The following is a 17,649-nucleotide window of genomic DNA, read 5'->3' on the forward strand; positions in this document are numbered from 1 at the left end:
GGCTAGCTACTCCGGAAATCGAAAGTCTTGCGCTCCGTTAGCACATAATCGAGCGGGACGTCGTGCGACAGCGCCGGAATGGCCTTGGTTTCCTGTGCAGCAAAGGCGATCCCCACCCCGATCACATGCTTGGCCTTGCGCAGATGTGCAAAGGTATAGTCGTAATAGCCGGCGCCATAGCCGATGCGGTGGCCGAGCCGGTCGAATGCCGCAAGCGGCACCAGCATCACGTCGGGATGCACCTCGGCCGCGGCCGGCGAAGGCTCGGGAATGCCGAGCGGCCCGAGCATCAGCCGGTCCTGCGGCAACCAGCTCCGGAAGGTCAGCGACTGGCCGCGCGCATTGATGCAGGGCAGCGCAAGCCGCGCCCCCTTTTCGGCAAGCTTCTTCATCAGCGGCGCAGGATCGAGCTCGCTGCGGATCGGCGCATAGCCCGAGATGATCAGGCCTTGCGTGATCTCGAACGGCGCGCCGCGCTTGGCGAGCGCCTCGGCAGCGGTCGCGCGCTGCTCATCGCTCAGCGCGTCGCGCTTGGCGAGAGCAAGTGCCCGAAGCTCGGCCTTCGATGGAGATGCGTGCATGACCCATCTTCCGCTGTCATCGTCCGCAAAACGCGAACGAGCCGGCACTCAGAAACGCTAGCATTCGTTTGACCAGGCCGCGGCGCACTGGACACCCCGCGAGGAGCCTGCCAGCGGGCGAGCCGATGACGAGACCCATTGCGGGGAAACTGCACCACAATCAAACCGCCGCAGCGCGACGACAAGGCAACAGCAAAAATCAGTGCGAAGCCGCAGAGGCCGTTGGAGCGCTCGATCCCGGAGTTCCCTACGAAAGTAGGTGGGCACCATATGTCCGGGTCCACGGACCCGGCCAGGGACAGTTCCCTAAAGGATCGATAAGGCCCCGGGGATATATGGCTCCTGACGCACGACGCAGCTTCGCAGGGCCAATGTAGCGACGAAGTTGCGGTTCCGCCAGCGGCAAGGGGCGGACTTCCGCAAATCAGGCGCCGGGCGCCGTGCTCGGCTTCCAAAGGAGTGGAAAATGTGCGCTCCGTCGCGGCGCCGGACGAAGCGGGCGACCCTAGCCGGCCCCGCCGCCTGATCGCCGACCGAACTGGCGCTTCAATCAGCCTCCGCCACCCAGCCGCGCAACCATGTTCCTGGTGTAGTGCGCCAGCAGAACCGGCGCGTTGTTGCCAAGCACGTCGATCCTTCCCCCGTGCTTGAGCACGAGCAACCCGACCAGATGCGTGATAAGCGCGGTTGCCTCGATGCGGACCATCGGCTGAAACGGCTTCGCCGTGGCCTTGCGAACCTGCTCCGCGAGCAGAGCGAGCAGAGCGTCCAGCTGCCGCTTGAGGGCCTCATCCAATCCGGACCCGAGCTTCTTCTTGCGGTCCCCATTGAACAGCACGAGCGACAGCGTCAGCTCGGACGGATGCGCGTCGTAATATTTGTATATTGCAAGGGTCCCCCGTCGAAGCGATTTCGCGGGAACGGCGATGCCGTCCATCGCGGCCCTGACTTCTTCAGTGACTGCCAACAGCGATTCACCCAGCACCGCCGCGAATACTTCCTCCTTCGATCGAAACAGCGGGTAGATCGCGCCGGTCGTGCACCCGGCCATTTGCGCGATCGCCCTGATCGACGCGCCCTCGAGGCCGGTGGTCTCAAATACACGACGCGCGGCGTCAACGATCACGCGGCGACGATGAAGGTCGAGGGTCTGCTGATAGGTTTGCGCAGCGGCAGACATTGACTCCTTGCCAAATCTGTAACATCGTTCTTGGATGATAACACTGTTATTTCGCCTGGGCAAGCGCAGGTTGGCGCCGCGGCCCCAAGGACTTCCGACGCCAGACGCAGTTCAGAATCTCTCCCGGAGAGCAGCATGCGTGAACACGAAACGGCACGCTCCATTGAGCCTCTGCTGGATGCCGAGCAAGTGCGGCGGGCGATCATCCGAAACCTGCCGAGCATCGATCACCACGGCGAAATCGTCGAGAACGTCGGACCGAACGCGATCCGCGTCCGGCTACCGTATCAACAGGCGTTCATGGGCGCCGAGTTGTGGCAAGACGGCAGCGGCGGCGTGTTTTCGGGACCGATGGTGATGGGCCTTGCCGACACCACGATGTACGGCTGCGTCCTGGCAGCCCTCGGAGCCAACGTCATCCCGGTGATGGCAGGCTTCAACATCACCTTCGTGCGGCCAGCCAGGGCTTCGGATCTGATCGCGGAGGCGCGCATCGTGCGCCGCGGCCGCCGCCTGCATTATCTCGAATGCTGGCTGACGTCCGACGGCGAGCCAGACCCTTGCGCCCATATCACGTCGACATATCGGGTCGCGGCGCGGCCGGAGCGCTAGAGCCTATCCCGTTCCGATTGAATCGGAACGGGGCTCTGGATTCTTGTTTTGATGCGTTTTCTTCACGCGAACCGGTATCCACTTCGCTCGAAAACGCTCTAACGCGCCATGCGCCACTCATGCGGTCCGGCGGAGGATCGTTGGCAGATGCGGGCAAATAGATCGCATCCGGCGGCGTCCGATCATTGCAGTCCGGCCCGCCAGTGAAGCTGCCGCGAACTTCAGCCGATCGCGATGCCGCCGCCGATGGTGCGGTTGAGCACCTGCGTGGTGCGCTCGATCCGCTCGGCGGCGGCGTTGAGCGCATTGGAGACCGCGGTCTGGGTCGCGCGGGCGCGGTCGGTGGCGGCGACGCGGGCATTGCGTAGCTGCTCGACCTCTTCCTCGAGGCTGCGGATGCGCGCGCCCGCATCGACCAGCTCGTCGCAGGCGGTGAGCGCCGCCATCACGGTGAGCCGCGCATCGCCGATCTCGCCGAACTTGCCGCGCAGCGATTCGACGCGCTGCTGGAGATTTTCCGCGAGCTTCAACAGCCGCACCTCCTGGCCCTCCTCGCAGGCCATCCGGTATTGCCGGCCATTGATGGTGACGTTGATGTGGCTCATCTGCCTTCTCCGCCCTCGAGCACGGCGCGAATGGTGCCGATCGCCGCATCGAGCTTTTCCGCGATGTCGCGATTGACGCGCTCGAGCTTGCGCGTCTTCACCAGCGATCCGTCGAGTTCGTCGGCAAGTCTGGAGCGATCGGCGCCGAGGGCCTGGATCCGGCTCGCCAATTCGTTTTCGTCGCGGTCGGCCTCGCGGCGCCGCTCCACCGAGCTCTCCAGCGCATCGAGTGCTGCCATCAGCCGCCTTGTCGCAGCATCGATATCGGCGAGCGGTGCCTCGGTATTGCCAGAGCCGTTGGCGAGACGATCACTCATGACACGCGGTGCGGACCCTTCAAATTGGCTAGCTGGGGTAGCCTGGTGGAAACAGGCCTGCCGCACGGCAAAACTGGCGGTTCGGCAAGCGGTTAGCGGACGAAATTTACGTGGCAAGCGAGCCGAGCGCAACGGCGGCGCCAAACTATGCACCGTTCAATGAAACTGGGCCATTTTGAGCAACTTTTCCCCGTTTTGGGGCGTTTCATCGCCTTGGACTTGCGGAATTGAGGTGCTAATCCACCCTCCAACCCGTAAGGCCATCCACACGCGTATCGCGGCTGCCCGCCCCGATGCGTCCAGCAATCAGCTCCTCATTCCAGGCGGACTTTTCATCATGACGCAGGTCGATCACACCCGTATGGCCAATGCGATCCGTGGCCTTGCCATGGACGCCGTCGAGAAGGCGAATTCGGGCCATCCCGGCCTGCCGATGGGCGCCGCCGACATCGCAACCGTGCTGTTCACCAAATTCCTGAAATTCGATGCCGCCGACACCGCGTGGCCCGATCGCGACCGCTTCGTGCTGTCGGCCGGCCATGGCTCGATGCTGCTCTATGCGTTGCTGTACCTCACCGGCAACAAGGACATGACGCTCGACCAGATCAAGCATTTCCGCCAGCTCGGATCGCTGACGCCCGGACACCCGGAGAATTTCCACACCCAGGGCATCGAGACCACCACCGGCCCGCTCGGCCAGGGCATTGCGACCGCGGTCGGCATGGCGCTCGCCGAGAAGATGCTCGCTGCGGAGTTCGGCAAGAAGATCGTCAGCCACCACACCTACGTGCTCGCCTCCGACGGCGACCTGATGGAAGGCATCTCGCAGGAAGCAATCGCGCTGGCCGGTCACTGGCGCCTCAACAAGATGATCGTGCTGTACGACGACAACGGCATCTCGATCGACGGTCCGACCTCGATCTCCGATTCGGTCGACCAGGTGAAGCGCTTCAAGTCCGCCGGCTGGGCCGCCGAATTGATCGACGGCCATGATCCGCAGGCAATTGCAGCTGCGATCACCCGCGCCCAGAAATCGAGCAAGCCGTCGATGATCGCCTGCAAGACCACGATCGGCTTCGGCGCGCCGACCAGGGCCGGCACCGCGAAAGCCCATGGCGAGGCGCTCGGCGCCGCCGAGCTCAAGGGTGCCAAGGAGAAGCTCGGCATTTCGCTCGAGCCGTTCTCGGTGCCCGACGACGTGCTGAAGGCCTGGCGTGAGGCCGGCGCCCGCGGCGCCGCCGAGCACAAGGCCTGGGACGAGCAGTTCGCGCAGCTCGGCAACCGCAAGCGCGCCGAGTTCGAGCGCCGGCTGCGTCACGAGCGGCCGCAATCGCTCGCCAAGGGCCTGCGCGCGTTCAAGAAGGGCCTGCTGGAAAATCCGCTCAACGTCGCGACCCGCAAATCGTCGGAAGCCGCGATCGAAGTGATCGCCGCCGCGATGCCGATGGAATTCGTGGCCGGCTCCGCCGACCTCACCGGCTCCAACAACAATAAGGCGAAGTCGGCGACAGCGTTCGCCGCCAAGACGCCGAAGGGCCGCTTCATCCATTACGGTATCCGCGAACACGGCATGGCGGCGTGCCTCAACGGCATCTTCCTGCATGGCGGCTTCGCGCCGAACGGCGCCACCTTCCTGGTGTTCACCGACTATGCGCGCGGTGCGATGCGGCTGTCGGCGCTGATGGGCACCGGCGTGGTCTATGTCATGACCCATGACTCGATCGGCCTCGGCGAGGACGGCCCGACGCACCAGCCGGTCGAGCATCTCTCCGCGCTGCGCGCGATGCCCAACATGCGCGTGTTCCGCCCCTGCGATGCGGTCGAGACCGCCGAGTGCTGGGAACTGGCGCTCAACCGCGTGGACGGACCGACCGTGCTGGCGCTGACCCGCCAGAACCTGCCGCAGCTCCGCACCACGGCGCCGAACGACAACCCGTGCAGCCACGGCGCCTACGAATTGGTCGCGGCGCAGGGTGACGCAAAAGTGTCATTGTTCGCCTCCGGTTCCGAGGTCCAGATCGCGGTCGAGGCGCAGAAGCAGCTCGCCGGGCGCGGCATCGCGACGCGGGTCGTCTCGGTCCCGTCGCTCGAATTGTTGCTGGCGCAGCCCGCCGAGCGGCAAAATGCCGTCATCGGCAACGCTCCGGTCAAGATCGCGATCGAGGCTGCGGTGCGCTGGGGCTGGGATGCCGTGATCGGCCGCGATGGCGAATTCGTCGGCATGCACGGTTTCGGCGCCAGCGCCCCGGCGAAGGACCTTTTCCCGCATTTCGGCATTACTGCGGAGGCCGTCGTTAACGCTGCCCTGAAGCGCGTCTGACGCTGGCCTGACACCGCCGGTCAAAGGTTGAGCTTGCCGCGAAAAAGGATTACCAAAGCTCCATCTTTTCCGCTCGCGTCCGGCTGAACCGGGCGTTCCGCCGTAAAACCCTCGTGGGACACCTCCCGCGGGGCCGGCAGTAGCTTTTAGAGGAGACACAGCATGGCAATCCGCGTCGCGATCAACGGGTTTGGGCGTATCGGCCGCAATGTGTTGCGCGCCATCGCCGAGTCCGGCCGCAAGGACATCGAGGTGGTCGGCATCAACGACCTCGGCCCGGTCGAGACCAACGCGCACCTGCTGCGCTTCGATTCCGTGCACGGCCGCTTCCCGGGCACCGTGACCGTCGACGGCGACTCGATCAGCGTCGGCGACAACAAGATCAAGGTCTCGGCCGAGCGCGATCCCTCCAAGCTGCCGTGGAAGGCCCTCGGCGTCGACATCGCGCTGGAATGCACCGGCATCTTCACCGCCAAGGACAAGGCCTCTGCGCACCTCACCGCCGGCGCCAAACGCGTGCTGGTCTCGGCGCCCGCCGATGGGGCTGACGCCACCATCGTCTACGGCGTCAATCACGACACGCTGAACAAGGATCAGCTCGTCATCTCCAACGGCTCCTGCACCACCAACTGCCTCGCGCCGGTTGCCAAGGTGTTGAACGAGACGGTCGGCATCGAGACCGGCTTCATGACCACGATCCACGCCTATACCGGCGACCAGCCGACGCTCGATACCCTGCACAAGGATCTCTATCGCGGTCGCGCCGCGGCGATGTCGATGATCCCGACCTCGACCGGAGCCGCGAAAGCCATCGGCCTGGTGCTGCCGGAACTGAAGGGCAAGCTCGACGGCGTCTCGATCCGCGTGCCGACCCCGAACGTCTCGGTGATCGACCTCAAGATCGTCGCCAAGCGCGCCACCGACGCCAAGGAGATCAACGAGGCGATGAAGCGCGCCTCCGAGCAGCAGCTCAAGGGCATCCTCGGCTTCACCACCGCGCCGAACGTCTCGATCGATTTCAACCACGATCCGCACTCGGCCACCTTCCACATGGACCAGACCAAGGTGCAGAACGGCACGCTGGTGCGCGTGATGGCCTGGTACGACAATGAGTGGGGCTTCTCGAACCGCATGGCGGACACCGCCGTTGCGATCGGCAAGCTGATCTAAATTCGACTGTTCGTGATGCCCGGCCGAGCGCCGGGCATCTGCGTGTTTGCCCCCGCATTCGCGACCTCAACGGTCGCGACATCGGCAAGCGAAAGCGACGCCGCCCGCTGGACGGCTGTGTCCGGCCGCACAGGAAACGCCAATGACCAAATCGTTCCGCACCCTCGACGACGTCAACGTGAAGGGCAAGCGCGTGCTGCTGCGCGTCGACCTCAACGTCCCCATGGAAGGCGGCCGCGTCACCGACGCCACCCGGCTCGAGCGCGTTGCTCCCACCATCACCGAGATTTCCGACAAGGGCGGCAAGGTGATCCTGCTCGCCCATTTCGGCCGGCCCAAGGGCCGCGATCCCAAGGAGTCGCTGAAGCCGGTCGCCGAAGCGTTGTCGAAGGTGATCAAGCGCCCGGTCGCCTTCGCCGAGGATTGCATCGGCGAAGCGGCGGCCAACGCGGTTGCGGCCCTCAAGGACGGCGACATTCTCTGCCTGGAGAACACCCGCTTCCACAAGGAAGAGGAAAAGAACGACGCCGGCTTCGTCGCTGAACTCGCCAAGCTCGGCGACATCTGGGTCAACGACGCCTTTTCCGCCGCGCATCGCGCCCACGCCTCGACTGAAGGCCTCGGCCACAAGCTGCCGGCCTATGCCGGCCGCACCATGCAGGCCGAGCTCGACGCACTCGGCAAGGCGCTGGAAGCGCCGACCAAGCCCGTGATCGCGATCATCGGCGGCGCCAAGGTCTCGACCAAGATCGACCTTCTGGAAAACCTCGTGAGCAAGGTCGACGCGCTGGTGATCGGCGGCGGCATGGCCAACACCTTCCTGCACGCGCAGGGCATTGCCGTCGGCAAGTCGCTCGCCGAGAAGGACCTCGCCGCGACCGCGCTGCGGATCATGGAGAAGGCCAACGCCGCGAATTGCGCGATCATCCTGCCTGTCGATGCTGTCGTCGCCAACCAGTTCGCCGCCAACGCGCCGTCGCACGCCTACGGCCTCGACGCGATCCCGGCCGACGGCATGATCCTCGACGTCGGCCCGCAATCGATCGCGCGGATCCATGCCGCGATCGACGATGCCGCGACGCTGGTCTGGAACGGACCGCTGGGCGCCTTCGAATTGACGCCGTTCGACCGCGGCACGGTGGTGTCGGCCAAGCATGCCGCCGAGCGCACCAGGGCCAAAAAACTGGTCTCGGTCGCCGGCGGCGGCGATACCGTCGCGGCGCTCAACCAGGCGGGCGTCGCCGGTGATTTTTCCTACGTCTCGACCGCGGGCGGCGCGTTTCTTGAATGGATGGAAGGCAAGCCGCTGCCGGGCGTCGAAGTGTTGAAAAACCGTTGATTTAGTTCAAATCCGCGAACGCGCTTACAGGGAGAAATGGAATGGCTCGCATAACATTGCGGCAACTGCTCGATCACGCGGCCGAGCATGATTACGGCGTACCTGCCTTCAACATCAACAACATGGAGCAGGCGCTGGCGATCATGGTCGCGGCCTCCGAGGTCGACGCACCCGTCATCATCCAGGCCTCGCGCGGTGCGCGGTCCTACGCCAACGACGTCATGCTCAAGCACATGATGGACGCCGTCACCGAGATCTATCCGCAGATCCCGGTCTGCGTGCATCTCGACCATGGCAACGAGCCCGCCACCTGCATGACGGCGATCCAGGCCGGCTTCACCTCGGTCATGATGGACGGCTCGCTGAAGGCCGACGGCAAGACCCCCGGCGACTGGGACTACAATGTCGGCGTCACCAGGACCGTGACCGGCATGGCCCATCTCGGCGGCATCTCGGTGGAAGGCGAGCTCGGCGTGCTCGGCTCGCTCGAGACCGGCATGGGCGACAAGGAAGACGGCCACGGCGCCGAGGGCAAGCTGTCGCATGACCAGCTTCTGACCAATCCGGACGAGGCCGTGAAGTTCGTCACGGAAACCAAGGTCGATGCGCTGGCGATCGCGATGGGCACCTCGCACGGTGCCTACAAATTCACCCGCAAGCCCGACGGCGACATCCTCGCCATGAACGTGATCGAGGAAATCCATCGCAAGCTGCCGAACACGCATCTCGTGATGCACGGCTCCTCGTCGGTGCCGCAGGACCTGCAGGAGATCATCAACGCCAACGGCGGCAAGATGAAGCCGACCTGGGGCGTGCCGGTCGCCGAGATCCAGCGCGGCATCAAGAACGGCGTGCGCAAGATCAACATCGACACCGACAACCGGATGGCGATGACCGGCCAGATTCGCAAGGTGCTGAAGGACAATCCGGAAGAGTTCGATCCGCGCAAGTACCTGAAGCCCGCGATGGAGGCGATGACCAAGCTGTGCAAGCAGCGCCTGCAGGAGTTCAACACCGCGGGCCAGGCCAGCAAGATCAAGAAGGTGCTGACCACGGCGGAAATGGCCAAGCGCTACGCTTCGGGCGCGCTCGATCCCAAGGTCGCCTGACAAGGTCGCCTGACAACTTCTCGCCTGAATCATTAAGGCGGGACACCGGCTCTGACGCAGTTGGAAACGGTGTCCCGGGGCTTGATCGCCGGCTGCGACAAACATCGGCCGCGACGAACGTTTTCTAGGCATTTGCCCGAGAACCGCCTATTTTGGTTTGCAAAGGCAATGGCTCCGGAGGACGCCCCCGATGAACCTCGCTGACCTCAACAAAATTGCGCTCGCCATGGTCACCCCGGGCAAGGGCATTCTCGCCGCCGACGAATCTTCCGGCACCATCAAGAAGCGTTTCGACGCCATCAAGGTCGATTCGACCGAAGACAGTCGCCGCGACTATCGCGAGATGCTGTTCCGCTCGCAGGAGGCGATGAGCAAGTACATCTCCGGCGTCATCCTGTACGACGAGACGATCTGGCAGAATGCCAAGGACGGCACGCCGCTGGTCAAGCTGATCGAGCAAGCCGGCGCAATCCCCGGCATCAAGGTCGATGAAGGCACCCAGGCGCTGCCGAACTGCCCGGGTGAACTCGTCACCGTCGGCCTCGACAAGCTCGCCGAGCGCCTGAAGAAATATTACGAACGCGGTGCGCGCTTTGCGAAATGGCGCGCCGTGATCGATATCGGGCCGCGAATCCCGACCCAGACCGCGGTCCGCGTCAACGCCCATGCACTGGCGCGCTACGCCGCGCTGTGTCAGGCCGCGCAGATCGTCCCGATTGTCGAGCCCGAGGTGCTGATGGACGGCGATCACGATATCGACCGCTGCTACGAGGTGACGCAGCGCGTGCTGAATCGCACCTTCCAGGAATTGCGGGTGCAGCGTGTTGCGCTGGAAGGCATGATCCTGAAGCCCAACATGGCGATCTCGGGCAAGAAATGCCCGAAGCAGGCGTCGGTGCAGGAAGTCGCCGAGAAGACCATTCGTTTGCTCAAGAGCTGCGTGCCGGCCGCGGTGCCGGGCATCGCGTTCCTCTCCGGCGGACAGAGCGACGAGGAAGCGACCGCGCATCTCGACGCAATGAACAAGATCGGCCACCTGCCCTGGCGGCTGACCTTCTCCTATGGCCGCGCGTTGCAGGCGGCGCCGCAGAAGGCGTGGTCCGGCAAGCCCGACAACGTCCCGGCGGGCCAGCGCGCCTTCTCGCATCGCGCCCGGATGAACGGGCTCGCGAGCACCGGCAATTGGGAAGCCGGCCTCGAGAAACAGGCGGCATAGTTGGCGACCAAGCCCGTTCCGCCGCGGCCGGCGCCGCGCCTCTATCTGGCAACCCCGCCGGTCGACGAGCCCGCGCGGCTTGCGGCCGAGCTTGCCGACCTGCTTGCCGCGGCCGACGTCGCGGCCGTTCTGGTGCGGCTGCATGAGACCGATCCGCGCAGCATGATCTCCACCATCAAGGCGCTGGCGCCTGCGATCCAGAACGCGGGTGCGGCGCTGCTGATCGACGGCCATCCCGATATCGTGGCGCGCGCCGGCGCCGATGGCGCGCATCTGACCGGCCTCGCCGCGATGGAAGAGGCGATGCCCTCGCTGAAACCCGACCGCATCGCAGGCGTCGGCGGGCTCGCGACGCGCCACGATTCGATGGCCGCGGGCGAAGCCGGTGCCGATTATGTGCTGTTCGGCGAGCCCGACACCAACGGACAGCGGCCCTCGCTTGAGGCGATCGCCGAGCGGCTGGAATGGTGGGACGAATTGTTCGAGCCGCCTTGCGTCGGCTTTGCGACCTCGCGCGAGGAGGCCGAGGCATTCGCTGCGGCCGGCGCGGATTTCGTGCTGGTCGGAGATTTCATCTGGTCCGATCCGCGCGGCGCCAAGACAGCACTCGCCGAGATCGGCGCAGCGATTGCAGAGGCGCATGCCGGCACGTTGGGCCAGGCCAAGGCCGAGGGATGACGCCGGAATGAACCGCCTGCGTCCGATAGGTGTTGCGCTCGGCTGCATGATGCTGGCGAGCGGTGCGATGGCGCAGCTCTCGATCACGCCGCCGGCACAGACGCCGCCGCCCGCGAAGAAGGAGGCGCCGAAAGAGAAGCCGAAGGTGCATGCGCCCGCCGCGAAGAAGCCCGCGCCGAAGCCCGCCGCCACACCAACGGCCACCCCGACGCCCTCGCCGACCCCGACGCCTGATGATCCCAATGTCGACCTCGTCTATGGCGCCTATCAGCGCGGCATGTACAAGACCGCATTCGATCTGGCGCTGGTGCGCGCCCAGAACAGCAACGATGCCAAGGCAATGACGATGCTGGGCGAGCTCTATGCCAACGGGCTCGGCGTCAAGCGCGACTACGTCAAGGCGGACGACTGGTACAAGCGCGCATCCGATGCCGGCGACCGCGAGGCGATGTTCGCGCTCGCGATGATGCGGATCGCGGGCCGTGGCGGCGCGGTGGACAAGGATTCCGCGGTCAAGCTGCTGGCCTCGTCGGCCAAGCTTGGCGAGCCGAAGGCAGCCTATAACCTCGCGCTGCTCTATCTCGACGGCCAGACCCTGCCGCAGGACCTCAAGCGCTCCGCCGAGCTGTTGCGGATGGCCGCGGACGCCGGCAGCCCCGAGGCGCAATACGCGCTGGCGACCTTCTACAAGGAAGGCACCGGCGTGCCGAAGGACCTCGAAAAGGCGGCCCGGCTGCTGCAGGCCGCCTCGTTGGCCGACAATGTCGATGCCGAGGTCGAATATGCCATCGCGCTCTACAACGGCGCCGGTACGCCGCGGAACGTGCCGGCGGCGGTGGCGCTGCTGCGCAAGGCGGCCCGGCAGAACAGCGCGATCGCGCAAAACCGCCTCGCCCACGTGCTGGCGACCGGCGCCGGCGCCCCGGTGGACAAGGTCGAGGCGCTGAAATGGCACACCGTCGCCAAGACCGCCGGCAAGGGCGACCCCGATCTCGACGACATCCTCGCCGATATGAGCCGGGAAGACCGCGCCAAGGGCGAGGCAGCCGCGCGAAAATGGATCGGAAACAACGTCAAATGACGCCTTGACGGGGCGGCCTCCAGAGGGCACCCAGTCCGGCAATCCAAGGCCAGTTCCCTCTCACCCCGTCATCCTGAGGTGCGAGCAAAGCGAGCCTCGAAGGATGCACGGCCCCGCTGGTGGCCGTCGATCCTTCGAGACGCGCGTTCCGCGCTCCTCAGGATGACGGGACCACGTTTGGCCGGCCCTCCAGCACAATCGCAAAGAAACCGCTCATCATGCTCTACTCCGCTCTCATCAATGTCATGGTCAAGGCCGCGCGGCGCGCCGGCCGCAGCCTCAAGCGCGACCTCGGCGAGATCGAACATCTCCAGGTGTCGCTGAAGGGGCCGGCGAACTTCGTCTCGCTCGCCGACAAGCGCGCCGAGGAGATGCTCTACACCGACCTCGAAAAGGCCCGGCCCGGTTACGGGTTCCTCGGCGAAGAAGGCGGCAAGCGCGAAGGCGGCGACAAGAGCCACACCTGGATCGTCGATCCCTTGGACGGCACCACCAACTTCCTGCACGGCATCCCGCAATTCGCGATCTCGATCGGGCTTCAGCGCGAAGACACGATCATCGCGGGCGTGATCTACAATCCCGCCAATGACGAGCTCTACATCGCCGAGCGCGGCAAGGGCGCGTTCCTCAACGACCAGCGGCTGCGCGTCGCCGGCCGCCGCCAGCTCAACGAATGCGTGGTCGCCTGCGGCCTGCCGCATATCGGCCGCGGCAATCACCAGCTGGCGCTGCAGGAGATGGCCGCGCTGCAGAACAAGGTCGCGGGCTTCCGCCGCTTCGGCGCCGCCTCGCTCGACCTCGCCTTTGTCGCGGCCGGCCGTCTGGACGGCTATTGGGAGCGCAATCTGCAAGCCTGGGACGTCGCGGCGGGCCTGCTGATGGTCCGCGAAGCCGGCGGCACCGTCTCCGGCATCCAGGGCAGTGACGACCCGCTGCAGACCGGCCACGTCGTCTGCGGCAACGAGTTCGTGCACGGCGAGCTGATCAAGATCCTGAAGCCGCTCGGGCAGTAACGCGACGGCGCGATCTAATCGTCGTCGTCATCTTCGTCGTCGTCCTCGCCGTCACGAAATTCACCGCCGAGGGTCAGGCCCTCGATGGTGGTGGCGCCCTTCGCCTTGATCACCCGTCGAAGCGGGACCGAACTCTCGCTGCGCAGCGCCTCCATCAGATGTTCCGAATGGGTGACGATCCAGATGTCGGCGCGGCGCGACGCCCTGGCGATCAGCCTCGCCAACGGCGCCAGCAGCGATGGATGCAGGCTGGTCTCGGGCTCGTTCAGCGCGATGAACGGCGGCAGCCGATAGCCCATGAACACGGCGAGCAGGCAGATATATTTCAGCGTCCCGTCGGATAGTTCGTGCGCCTTGAACGGACGCGGCACGTCCGCCTGCTGCAACTCGAATTCGCACCGCCCGTTGTCCGCCCATGCCCGGAGCTCGGCGCCCGGGAACGCGTCCTCGATCGCATCCTGCAGGTCGACCGCATCTTGCCTGATCGCGCTGAGCGTTGCCAAAGCCGCAGCCAGATCGCTGCCATCGGCGCTCAGCGAGGGCGTCGTGATCGCAAGGCACGGCTTACGGATCGGCGACGCCGGATCGGTGCGAAAATCGTGATAGAAGCGCCAGCTCTGCAGCGCGTTTCGGATCAGGTCGATTTCGGGGCACGCTTTGCCGTCGAGGAAATCGGCGAGCGCGGTTTCCGACGGCAGCACCGCATTCTTGTGCTCGCTCCAGGCGCCGCTCTCGCCGCGGACACTGACGTGCGAATTGGTCCGCTCCATCATCAGGACCTTCCGCTTGCCGTGGATCGCCTCGATGCGTTCGGACTTGATCATCGGCTCGCCGGGAAACGCCGCCTCGAGCGGGCCTGAATGTCCGAGCTCGATCGCGTAGTTGACGTGATCGAATCTGACCTCCAACCGCAGCCGCCCATCTTCACCCCGCCTGCGGATGCCGGACCAGCAGACCGAGTTCAATCCACCCTCGTCGGCGATCGTGCGCGTGATCCGGCCGGTCGCCGCGTCGCGCAGCAGCGACAGGGACTTGTAGAGATTGGATTTGCCGACACCGTTCTCGCCGACGAAGACCGACAGCGGTTGAATGGGCATGTGGAGCCGCCGAATGGAGCGATAATTCGAGATCGCAATATCGGTCGGCCGCATCACATGCCCTCAATTCCCGGGTAGCCTCCACGCTCCCCGTTCAATCCAGAGATGCAATCTGGATTGGCCAGGTCGCGAAGGCAAGCCGCCGATCCGATCGGCACCGATCTCTGACATCAGTGACCGATCCTTGCCGGCGCGGGCGGGCCGTAGACTTCGGCGTTCTCCGGCGTTTTCTCGCGATCGCCGGCGAGCACGCGCTGCACGCTGACGAAGAACACCGGCACCAGGAGCAGCGCGAGGATCACGACGGCGATCATGCCGCCCATCACTGACGTGCCGAGCGCCTGCTGGCTGGCGCCGCCGGCGCCGGTGGCGATCGCCATCGGCAGCACGCCGCAGACGAAGGCGAGACCGGTCATCAGGATCGGGCGGAATCGGAGGCTGCACGCCTCGATGGTCGCCTCGACCAGCGGCTTGCCCTGCGCGCGCAGGTCCTTGGCGAACTCGATGATCAGGATCGCGTCCTTGGCGGCAAGGCCAATGATGGTGATCAGGCCGACCGTGAAATAGACGTCGTTCGACAGCCCGCGCAGCGTCGCCGCCACCACGGCGCCGAGAATGCCGAGCGGAATCGTGAGCAGCACCGCGAGCGGAATGGTCCAGCTCTCATAGAGCGCCGCGAGCAAGAGGAACACCACCAGCACCGACAGCGCGAGCAGGAACGGCGCCTGCGAGCCCGACAGCTTCTCCTGCAGCGACTGGCCGGTCCATTCATAGCCGAAGCCGCGCGGCAGCTTGTCGGCGAGCCGCTCCATCTCCGCGATCGCATCGCCCGAGGTGAAGCCGGGCTTCGCCTCGCCGGAGATGCGCACCGCCGGATAGTAGTTGAAGCCCGCAATTTGCGTGGGCCCCTTCGACCATTCGATGGTGGCGAAGGCCGAGAACGGCACCAGCTGGCCGCGGCTGTTCTTGACATTGTAATTGAGGATGTCGTCCGCGTTCATGCGGCTGGTCTTGTCGGCCTGCACGATGACGCGCTGCATGCGCCCGCGGTTCGGGAAGTCGTTGATGTAGTTCGAGCCGAGGTTGGTCGAAATGGTATTGTTGATGTCCTCGAAGGTGAGGCCGAACGCGCCCGCCTTCTCGCGGTCGATCATCAGATTGACCTGCGGCGCCGGCGGCAGGCCCTCGACATAGACCTTCTGCAGCACGGGACTGGCATTGGCCTCCGCGATCAGGCGATCGGACGCCGCGATCAGCGCCGCATAGCCCTTCTGGCCGCGGTCCTGCAGGCGGAACGAGAAGCCCGAGGAGTTGCCGAGGTTGTCGATCGGCGGCGGCTGCAGCGCCGAGATCCTGGCATCGCGGATCGTCGACGACAGGTCGCGGTTGATGTCGGCAACGATGGCTGCGGCGGAATCCTTCGCGCCGCGCTCCGACCAGTCCTTCAACGTGATGAAGGCCTGCGCAGTGTTCATGCCCTGGCCGAGGAAGCTGAAGCCGGTGAGGAACGTGACATTCTCGATGCCGGCGCGATCCTTCAGGTACTTCTCGACCTGCTCGACCGCAGCTTCGGTCCGCGCATAGGACGACTCCGACGGCGTCTGCACGTCGGTCGTGATGAAGCCCTGGTCGTCGACCGGCAGGAAGCCGCCGGGCAGCCGCACGAAGCCGTAGGCGACGCCAGCGAACAGCACGAGATAGATCAGCATCAGGCGGCCGGTGCGCTTCAGCCCGGCCTGCACCGTGCGGACATAACCGGCACGGCCATTGTCGAGCACGCGATTGAAGGCGCCGAACACGCCCTTGCGGGCATGGCCGTGGCCCTTCTCGACCGGCTTGAGCAGCGTCGCGCAAAGCGCCGGCGTCAGCGACAGCGCAAGCAGCGCCGAGAACGCGATCGCCGCCACCATGGTGACCGAGAACTGGCGATAGATGATGCCGACCGAGCCGGGGAAGAACGCCATCGGCACGAACACCGCCATCAGCACCAGCGTGATGCCGATGATGGCGCCGGTGATTTGCGACATCGCCTTCTTGGTGGCTTCCTTCGGCGGCAGGCCCTCTTCGGCCATGATGCGCTCGACGTTCTCGACCACGACGATGGCGTCGTCGACCAGGATGCCGACCGCCAGCACCATGCCGAACATGGTCAGCATGTTGATCGAGAAGCCCGCGATCATCAGCGTGGCGCAGGCGCCCAGCAGCGCCACCGGAACCACGATGGTCGGAATGATGGTGTAGCGGATGTTCTGTAGAAATAAGAACATCACGATGAACACCAGCACCACCGCCTCGACCAGCGTCATCAGGACCTTCTCGATCGAGGCCTTCACGACGGGCGTGATGTTGTAGGGGATCTCGTAGGAGATATTGGCCGGGAAGAAGCGCGACAGCTCCTTCATCTTGGCTTCGACCGCGCTCGCGGTCGCCAGCGCATTGCCCTTCGGCGACAGCAGCACCGAGAGGCCGGCGGTCGGCTTGCCGTCGAGGCGGGTGTTGAACTGATAGCTGAGGCCGCCGATCTCGATCCGCGCGACGTCGCGCAGGCGGACCGTCGAGCCGTCGGGGTTGGCGCGCAGGATGATCGCGCCGAACTCGTCGGGCGAGGAGAGCTGGCCCTTCACCAGCACCTGCGCGGAAATCTTCTGCGTGTCCGTGCTCGGCTCGGCGCCGATGCTGCCGGAGGCGACCTGGGCGTTCTGCGCCGTGATCGCCTTGTTGACGTCGTCGGCGGACAGGCCGTAGCCGACCAGCTTGGCCGGATCGATCCAGATGCGCAGCGAACGCTCGGTCGAATACAGCGTGGCGCGGCCGACGCCGGGGATGCGGCGCACCTCGCCCAGCACGTTGCGGATCATGAAGTCGCCGAGGCCCACTTCATCCAGCGAGCCGTCGGTCGAGTTCAGCGTGATGATCTGCAGCACGGCGGACGAGGCTTCCTCGACCAGGATGCCCTGCTGGATCACGGCGCGCGGCAGCCGCGCCTCGACGCGCTTGAGGCGGTTCTGCACCTCGACCGAGGCCTGGCTGGTGTCCGTGCCCGGCTTGAAGTTGGCGATGATCTCGACCTGGCCGAGCGAGTCGGAGGTCGATTCGAAGTTCAGGATGTTGGCGGCGCCGTTGAGCTCCTCCTCGATCAGCCGCGTGACGCTGTTGTAGAGGTTTTCAGGCGACGCGCCGGGATAGCTCGTCGAGATCGAGATCGAGGGCGGCGCGATGATCGGATACTGCGCGACGGCGAGCAGTGGAATCGAGATCGCACCGACCAGACAGATGAACAGCGCGACGACCCAGGCGAAGATCGGCCTGTCGATGAAGAAGTTGGGCATGT

Annotated in this window: 15 protein-coding genes and 1 other RNA gene; 9 read left to right on the forward strand and 7 right to left on the reverse strand. The window is 65.3% G+C overall.

What is annotated here, in order from left to right; translation table 11 throughout:
* Positions 1-2 precede the first annotated feature (2 nt).
* From AAFG07_RS37045 to AAFG07_RS37055, 3 genes are all read right to left on the reverse strand, one after another.
* Positions 3-581, reverse strand: a complete 579-nt coding sequence (locus AAFG07_RS37045; RefSeq protein ID WP_342724563.1) for a 5-formyltetrahydrofolate cyclo-ligase — start codon at positions 579-581, stop codon at positions 3-5.
* Between the two features lie 203 nt (positions 582-784).
* Positions 785-945: non-coding RNA, 6S RNA (gene ssrS / locus AAFG07_RS37050), on the reverse strand.
* Positions 946-1,131: 186 nt separating this feature from the next.
* Positions 1,132-1,761 carry a TetR/AcrR family transcriptional regulator gene (locus AAFG07_RS37055; protein WP_342724564.1) on the reverse strand — a complete coding sequence of 210 codons (630 nt, stop codon included), beginning with the start codon at positions 1,759-1,761 and terminating at the stop codon, positions 1,132-1,134.
* Positions 1,762-1,896: 135 nt separating this feature from the next.
* Here AAFG07_RS37055 and AAFG07_RS37060 point away from each other — a divergent pair, with 135 nt between their 5' ends.
* Entirely contained in the window at positions 1,897-2,373 is a 477-nt protein-coding gene (locus AAFG07_RS37060; protein WP_342724565.1) for a PaaI family thioesterase, read from the forward strand.
* Positions 2,374-2,594: 221 nt separating this feature from the next.
* Here AAFG07_RS37060 and zapA read toward each other — a convergent pair whose 3' ends face one another.
* Both zapA and AAFG07_RS37070 read right to left on the reverse strand, forming a co-directional pair.
* Positions 2,595-2,978, reverse strand: a complete 384-nt coding sequence (zapA, locus tag AAFG07_RS37065; protein ID WP_342724566.1) for a cell division protein ZapA — start codon at positions 2,976-2,978, stop codon at positions 2,595-2,597.
* On the reverse strand, positions 2,975-3,295 hold the full coding sequence (locus AAFG07_RS37070; RefSeq protein ID WP_092123643.1) for a DUF4164 domain-containing protein: 321 nt from the start codon (positions 3,293-3,295) through the stop codon (positions 2,975-2,977). The genes zapA and AAFG07_RS37070 overlap by 4 nt, the downstream gene beginning before the upstream one ends.
* Positions 3,296-3,632: 337 nt before the next feature.
* Here AAFG07_RS37070 and tkt point away from each other — a divergent pair, with 337 nt between their 5' ends.
* From tkt to AAFG07_RS37110, 8 genes are all read left to right on the forward strand, one after another.
* Positions 3,633-5,615, forward strand: coding sequence for a transketolase (gene tkt / locus AAFG07_RS37075; RefSeq protein ID WP_342724567.1), 1,983 nt, complete (start codon positions 3,633-3,635; stop codon positions 5,613-5,615).
* Between the two features lie 162 nt (positions 5,616-5,777).
* Positions 5,778-6,785, forward strand: coding sequence for a type I glyceraldehyde-3-phosphate dehydrogenase (gap, locus tag AAFG07_RS37080; protein ID WP_092123638.1), 1,008 nt, complete (start codon positions 5,778-5,780; stop codon positions 6,783-6,785).
* A 142-nt stretch (positions 6,786-6,927) separates the two neighbouring features.
* On the forward strand, positions 6,928-8,124 hold the full coding sequence (locus tag AAFG07_RS37085) for a phosphoglycerate kinase (protein ID WP_342724568.1): 1,197 nt from the start codon (positions 6,928-6,930) through the stop codon (positions 8,122-8,124).
* A gap of 41 nt (positions 8,125-8,165) precedes the next feature.
* The gene (fba, locus tag AAFG07_RS37090; protein ID WP_342724569.1) at positions 8,166-9,233 is read left to right on the forward strand and encodes a class II fructose-bisphosphate aldolase; all 1,068 of its coding nucleotides are present in this window, start codon (positions 8,166-8,168) and stop codon (positions 9,231-9,233) included.
* A gap of 190 nt (positions 9,234-9,423) precedes the next feature.
* Positions 9,424-10,449 carry a class I fructose-bisphosphate aldolase gene (locus AAFG07_RS37095; protein ID WP_342724570.1) on the forward strand — a complete coding sequence of 342 codons (1,026 nt, stop codon included), beginning with the start codon at positions 9,424-9,426 and terminating at the stop codon, positions 10,447-10,449.
* Positions 10,450-11,127, forward strand: a complete 678-nt coding sequence (locus AAFG07_RS37100; protein ID WP_342724571.1) for a thiamine phosphate synthase — start codon at positions 10,450-10,452, stop codon at positions 11,125-11,127.
* A 7-nt stretch (positions 11,128-11,134) separates the two neighbouring features.
* Positions 11,135-12,208, forward strand: a complete 1,074-nt coding sequence (locus AAFG07_RS37105) for a tetratricopeptide repeat protein (RefSeq protein ID WP_342724572.1) — start codon at positions 11,135-11,137, stop codon at positions 12,206-12,208.
* 218 nt (positions 12,209-12,426) lie between these two features.
* Complete coding sequence (locus AAFG07_RS37110; protein ID WP_342724573.1) at positions 12,427-13,221, forward strand: inositol monophosphatase family protein; 795 nt, start codon at positions 12,427-12,429, stop codon at positions 13,219-13,221.
* Positions 13,222-13,235: 14 nt separating this feature from the next.
* Here the strand turns inward: AAFG07_RS37110 and AAFG07_RS37115 are convergent, their stop codons facing one another.
* Both AAFG07_RS37115 and AAFG07_RS37120 read right to left on the reverse strand, forming a co-directional pair.
* Entirely contained in the window at positions 13,236-14,372 is a 1,137-nt protein-coding gene (locus AAFG07_RS37115) for an AAA family ATPase (protein ID WP_342724574.1), read from the reverse strand.
* A 116-nt stretch (positions 14,373-14,488) separates the two neighbouring features.
* Positions 14,489-17,647: a multidrug efflux RND transporter permease subunit gene (locus AAFG07_RS37120; RefSeq protein ID WP_342724575.1), complete on the reverse strand. Its 3,159-nt coding sequence runs from the start codon at positions 17,645-17,647 to the stop codon at positions 14,489-14,491.
* Positions 17,648-17,649 lie beyond the last annotated feature (2 nt).

The sequence above is a fragment of the Bradyrhizobium sp. B097 genome (assembly GCF_038957035.1).
Classification (GTDB): Bacteria; Pseudomonadota; Alphaproteobacteria; order Rhizobiales; family Xanthobacteraceae; genus Bradyrhizobium.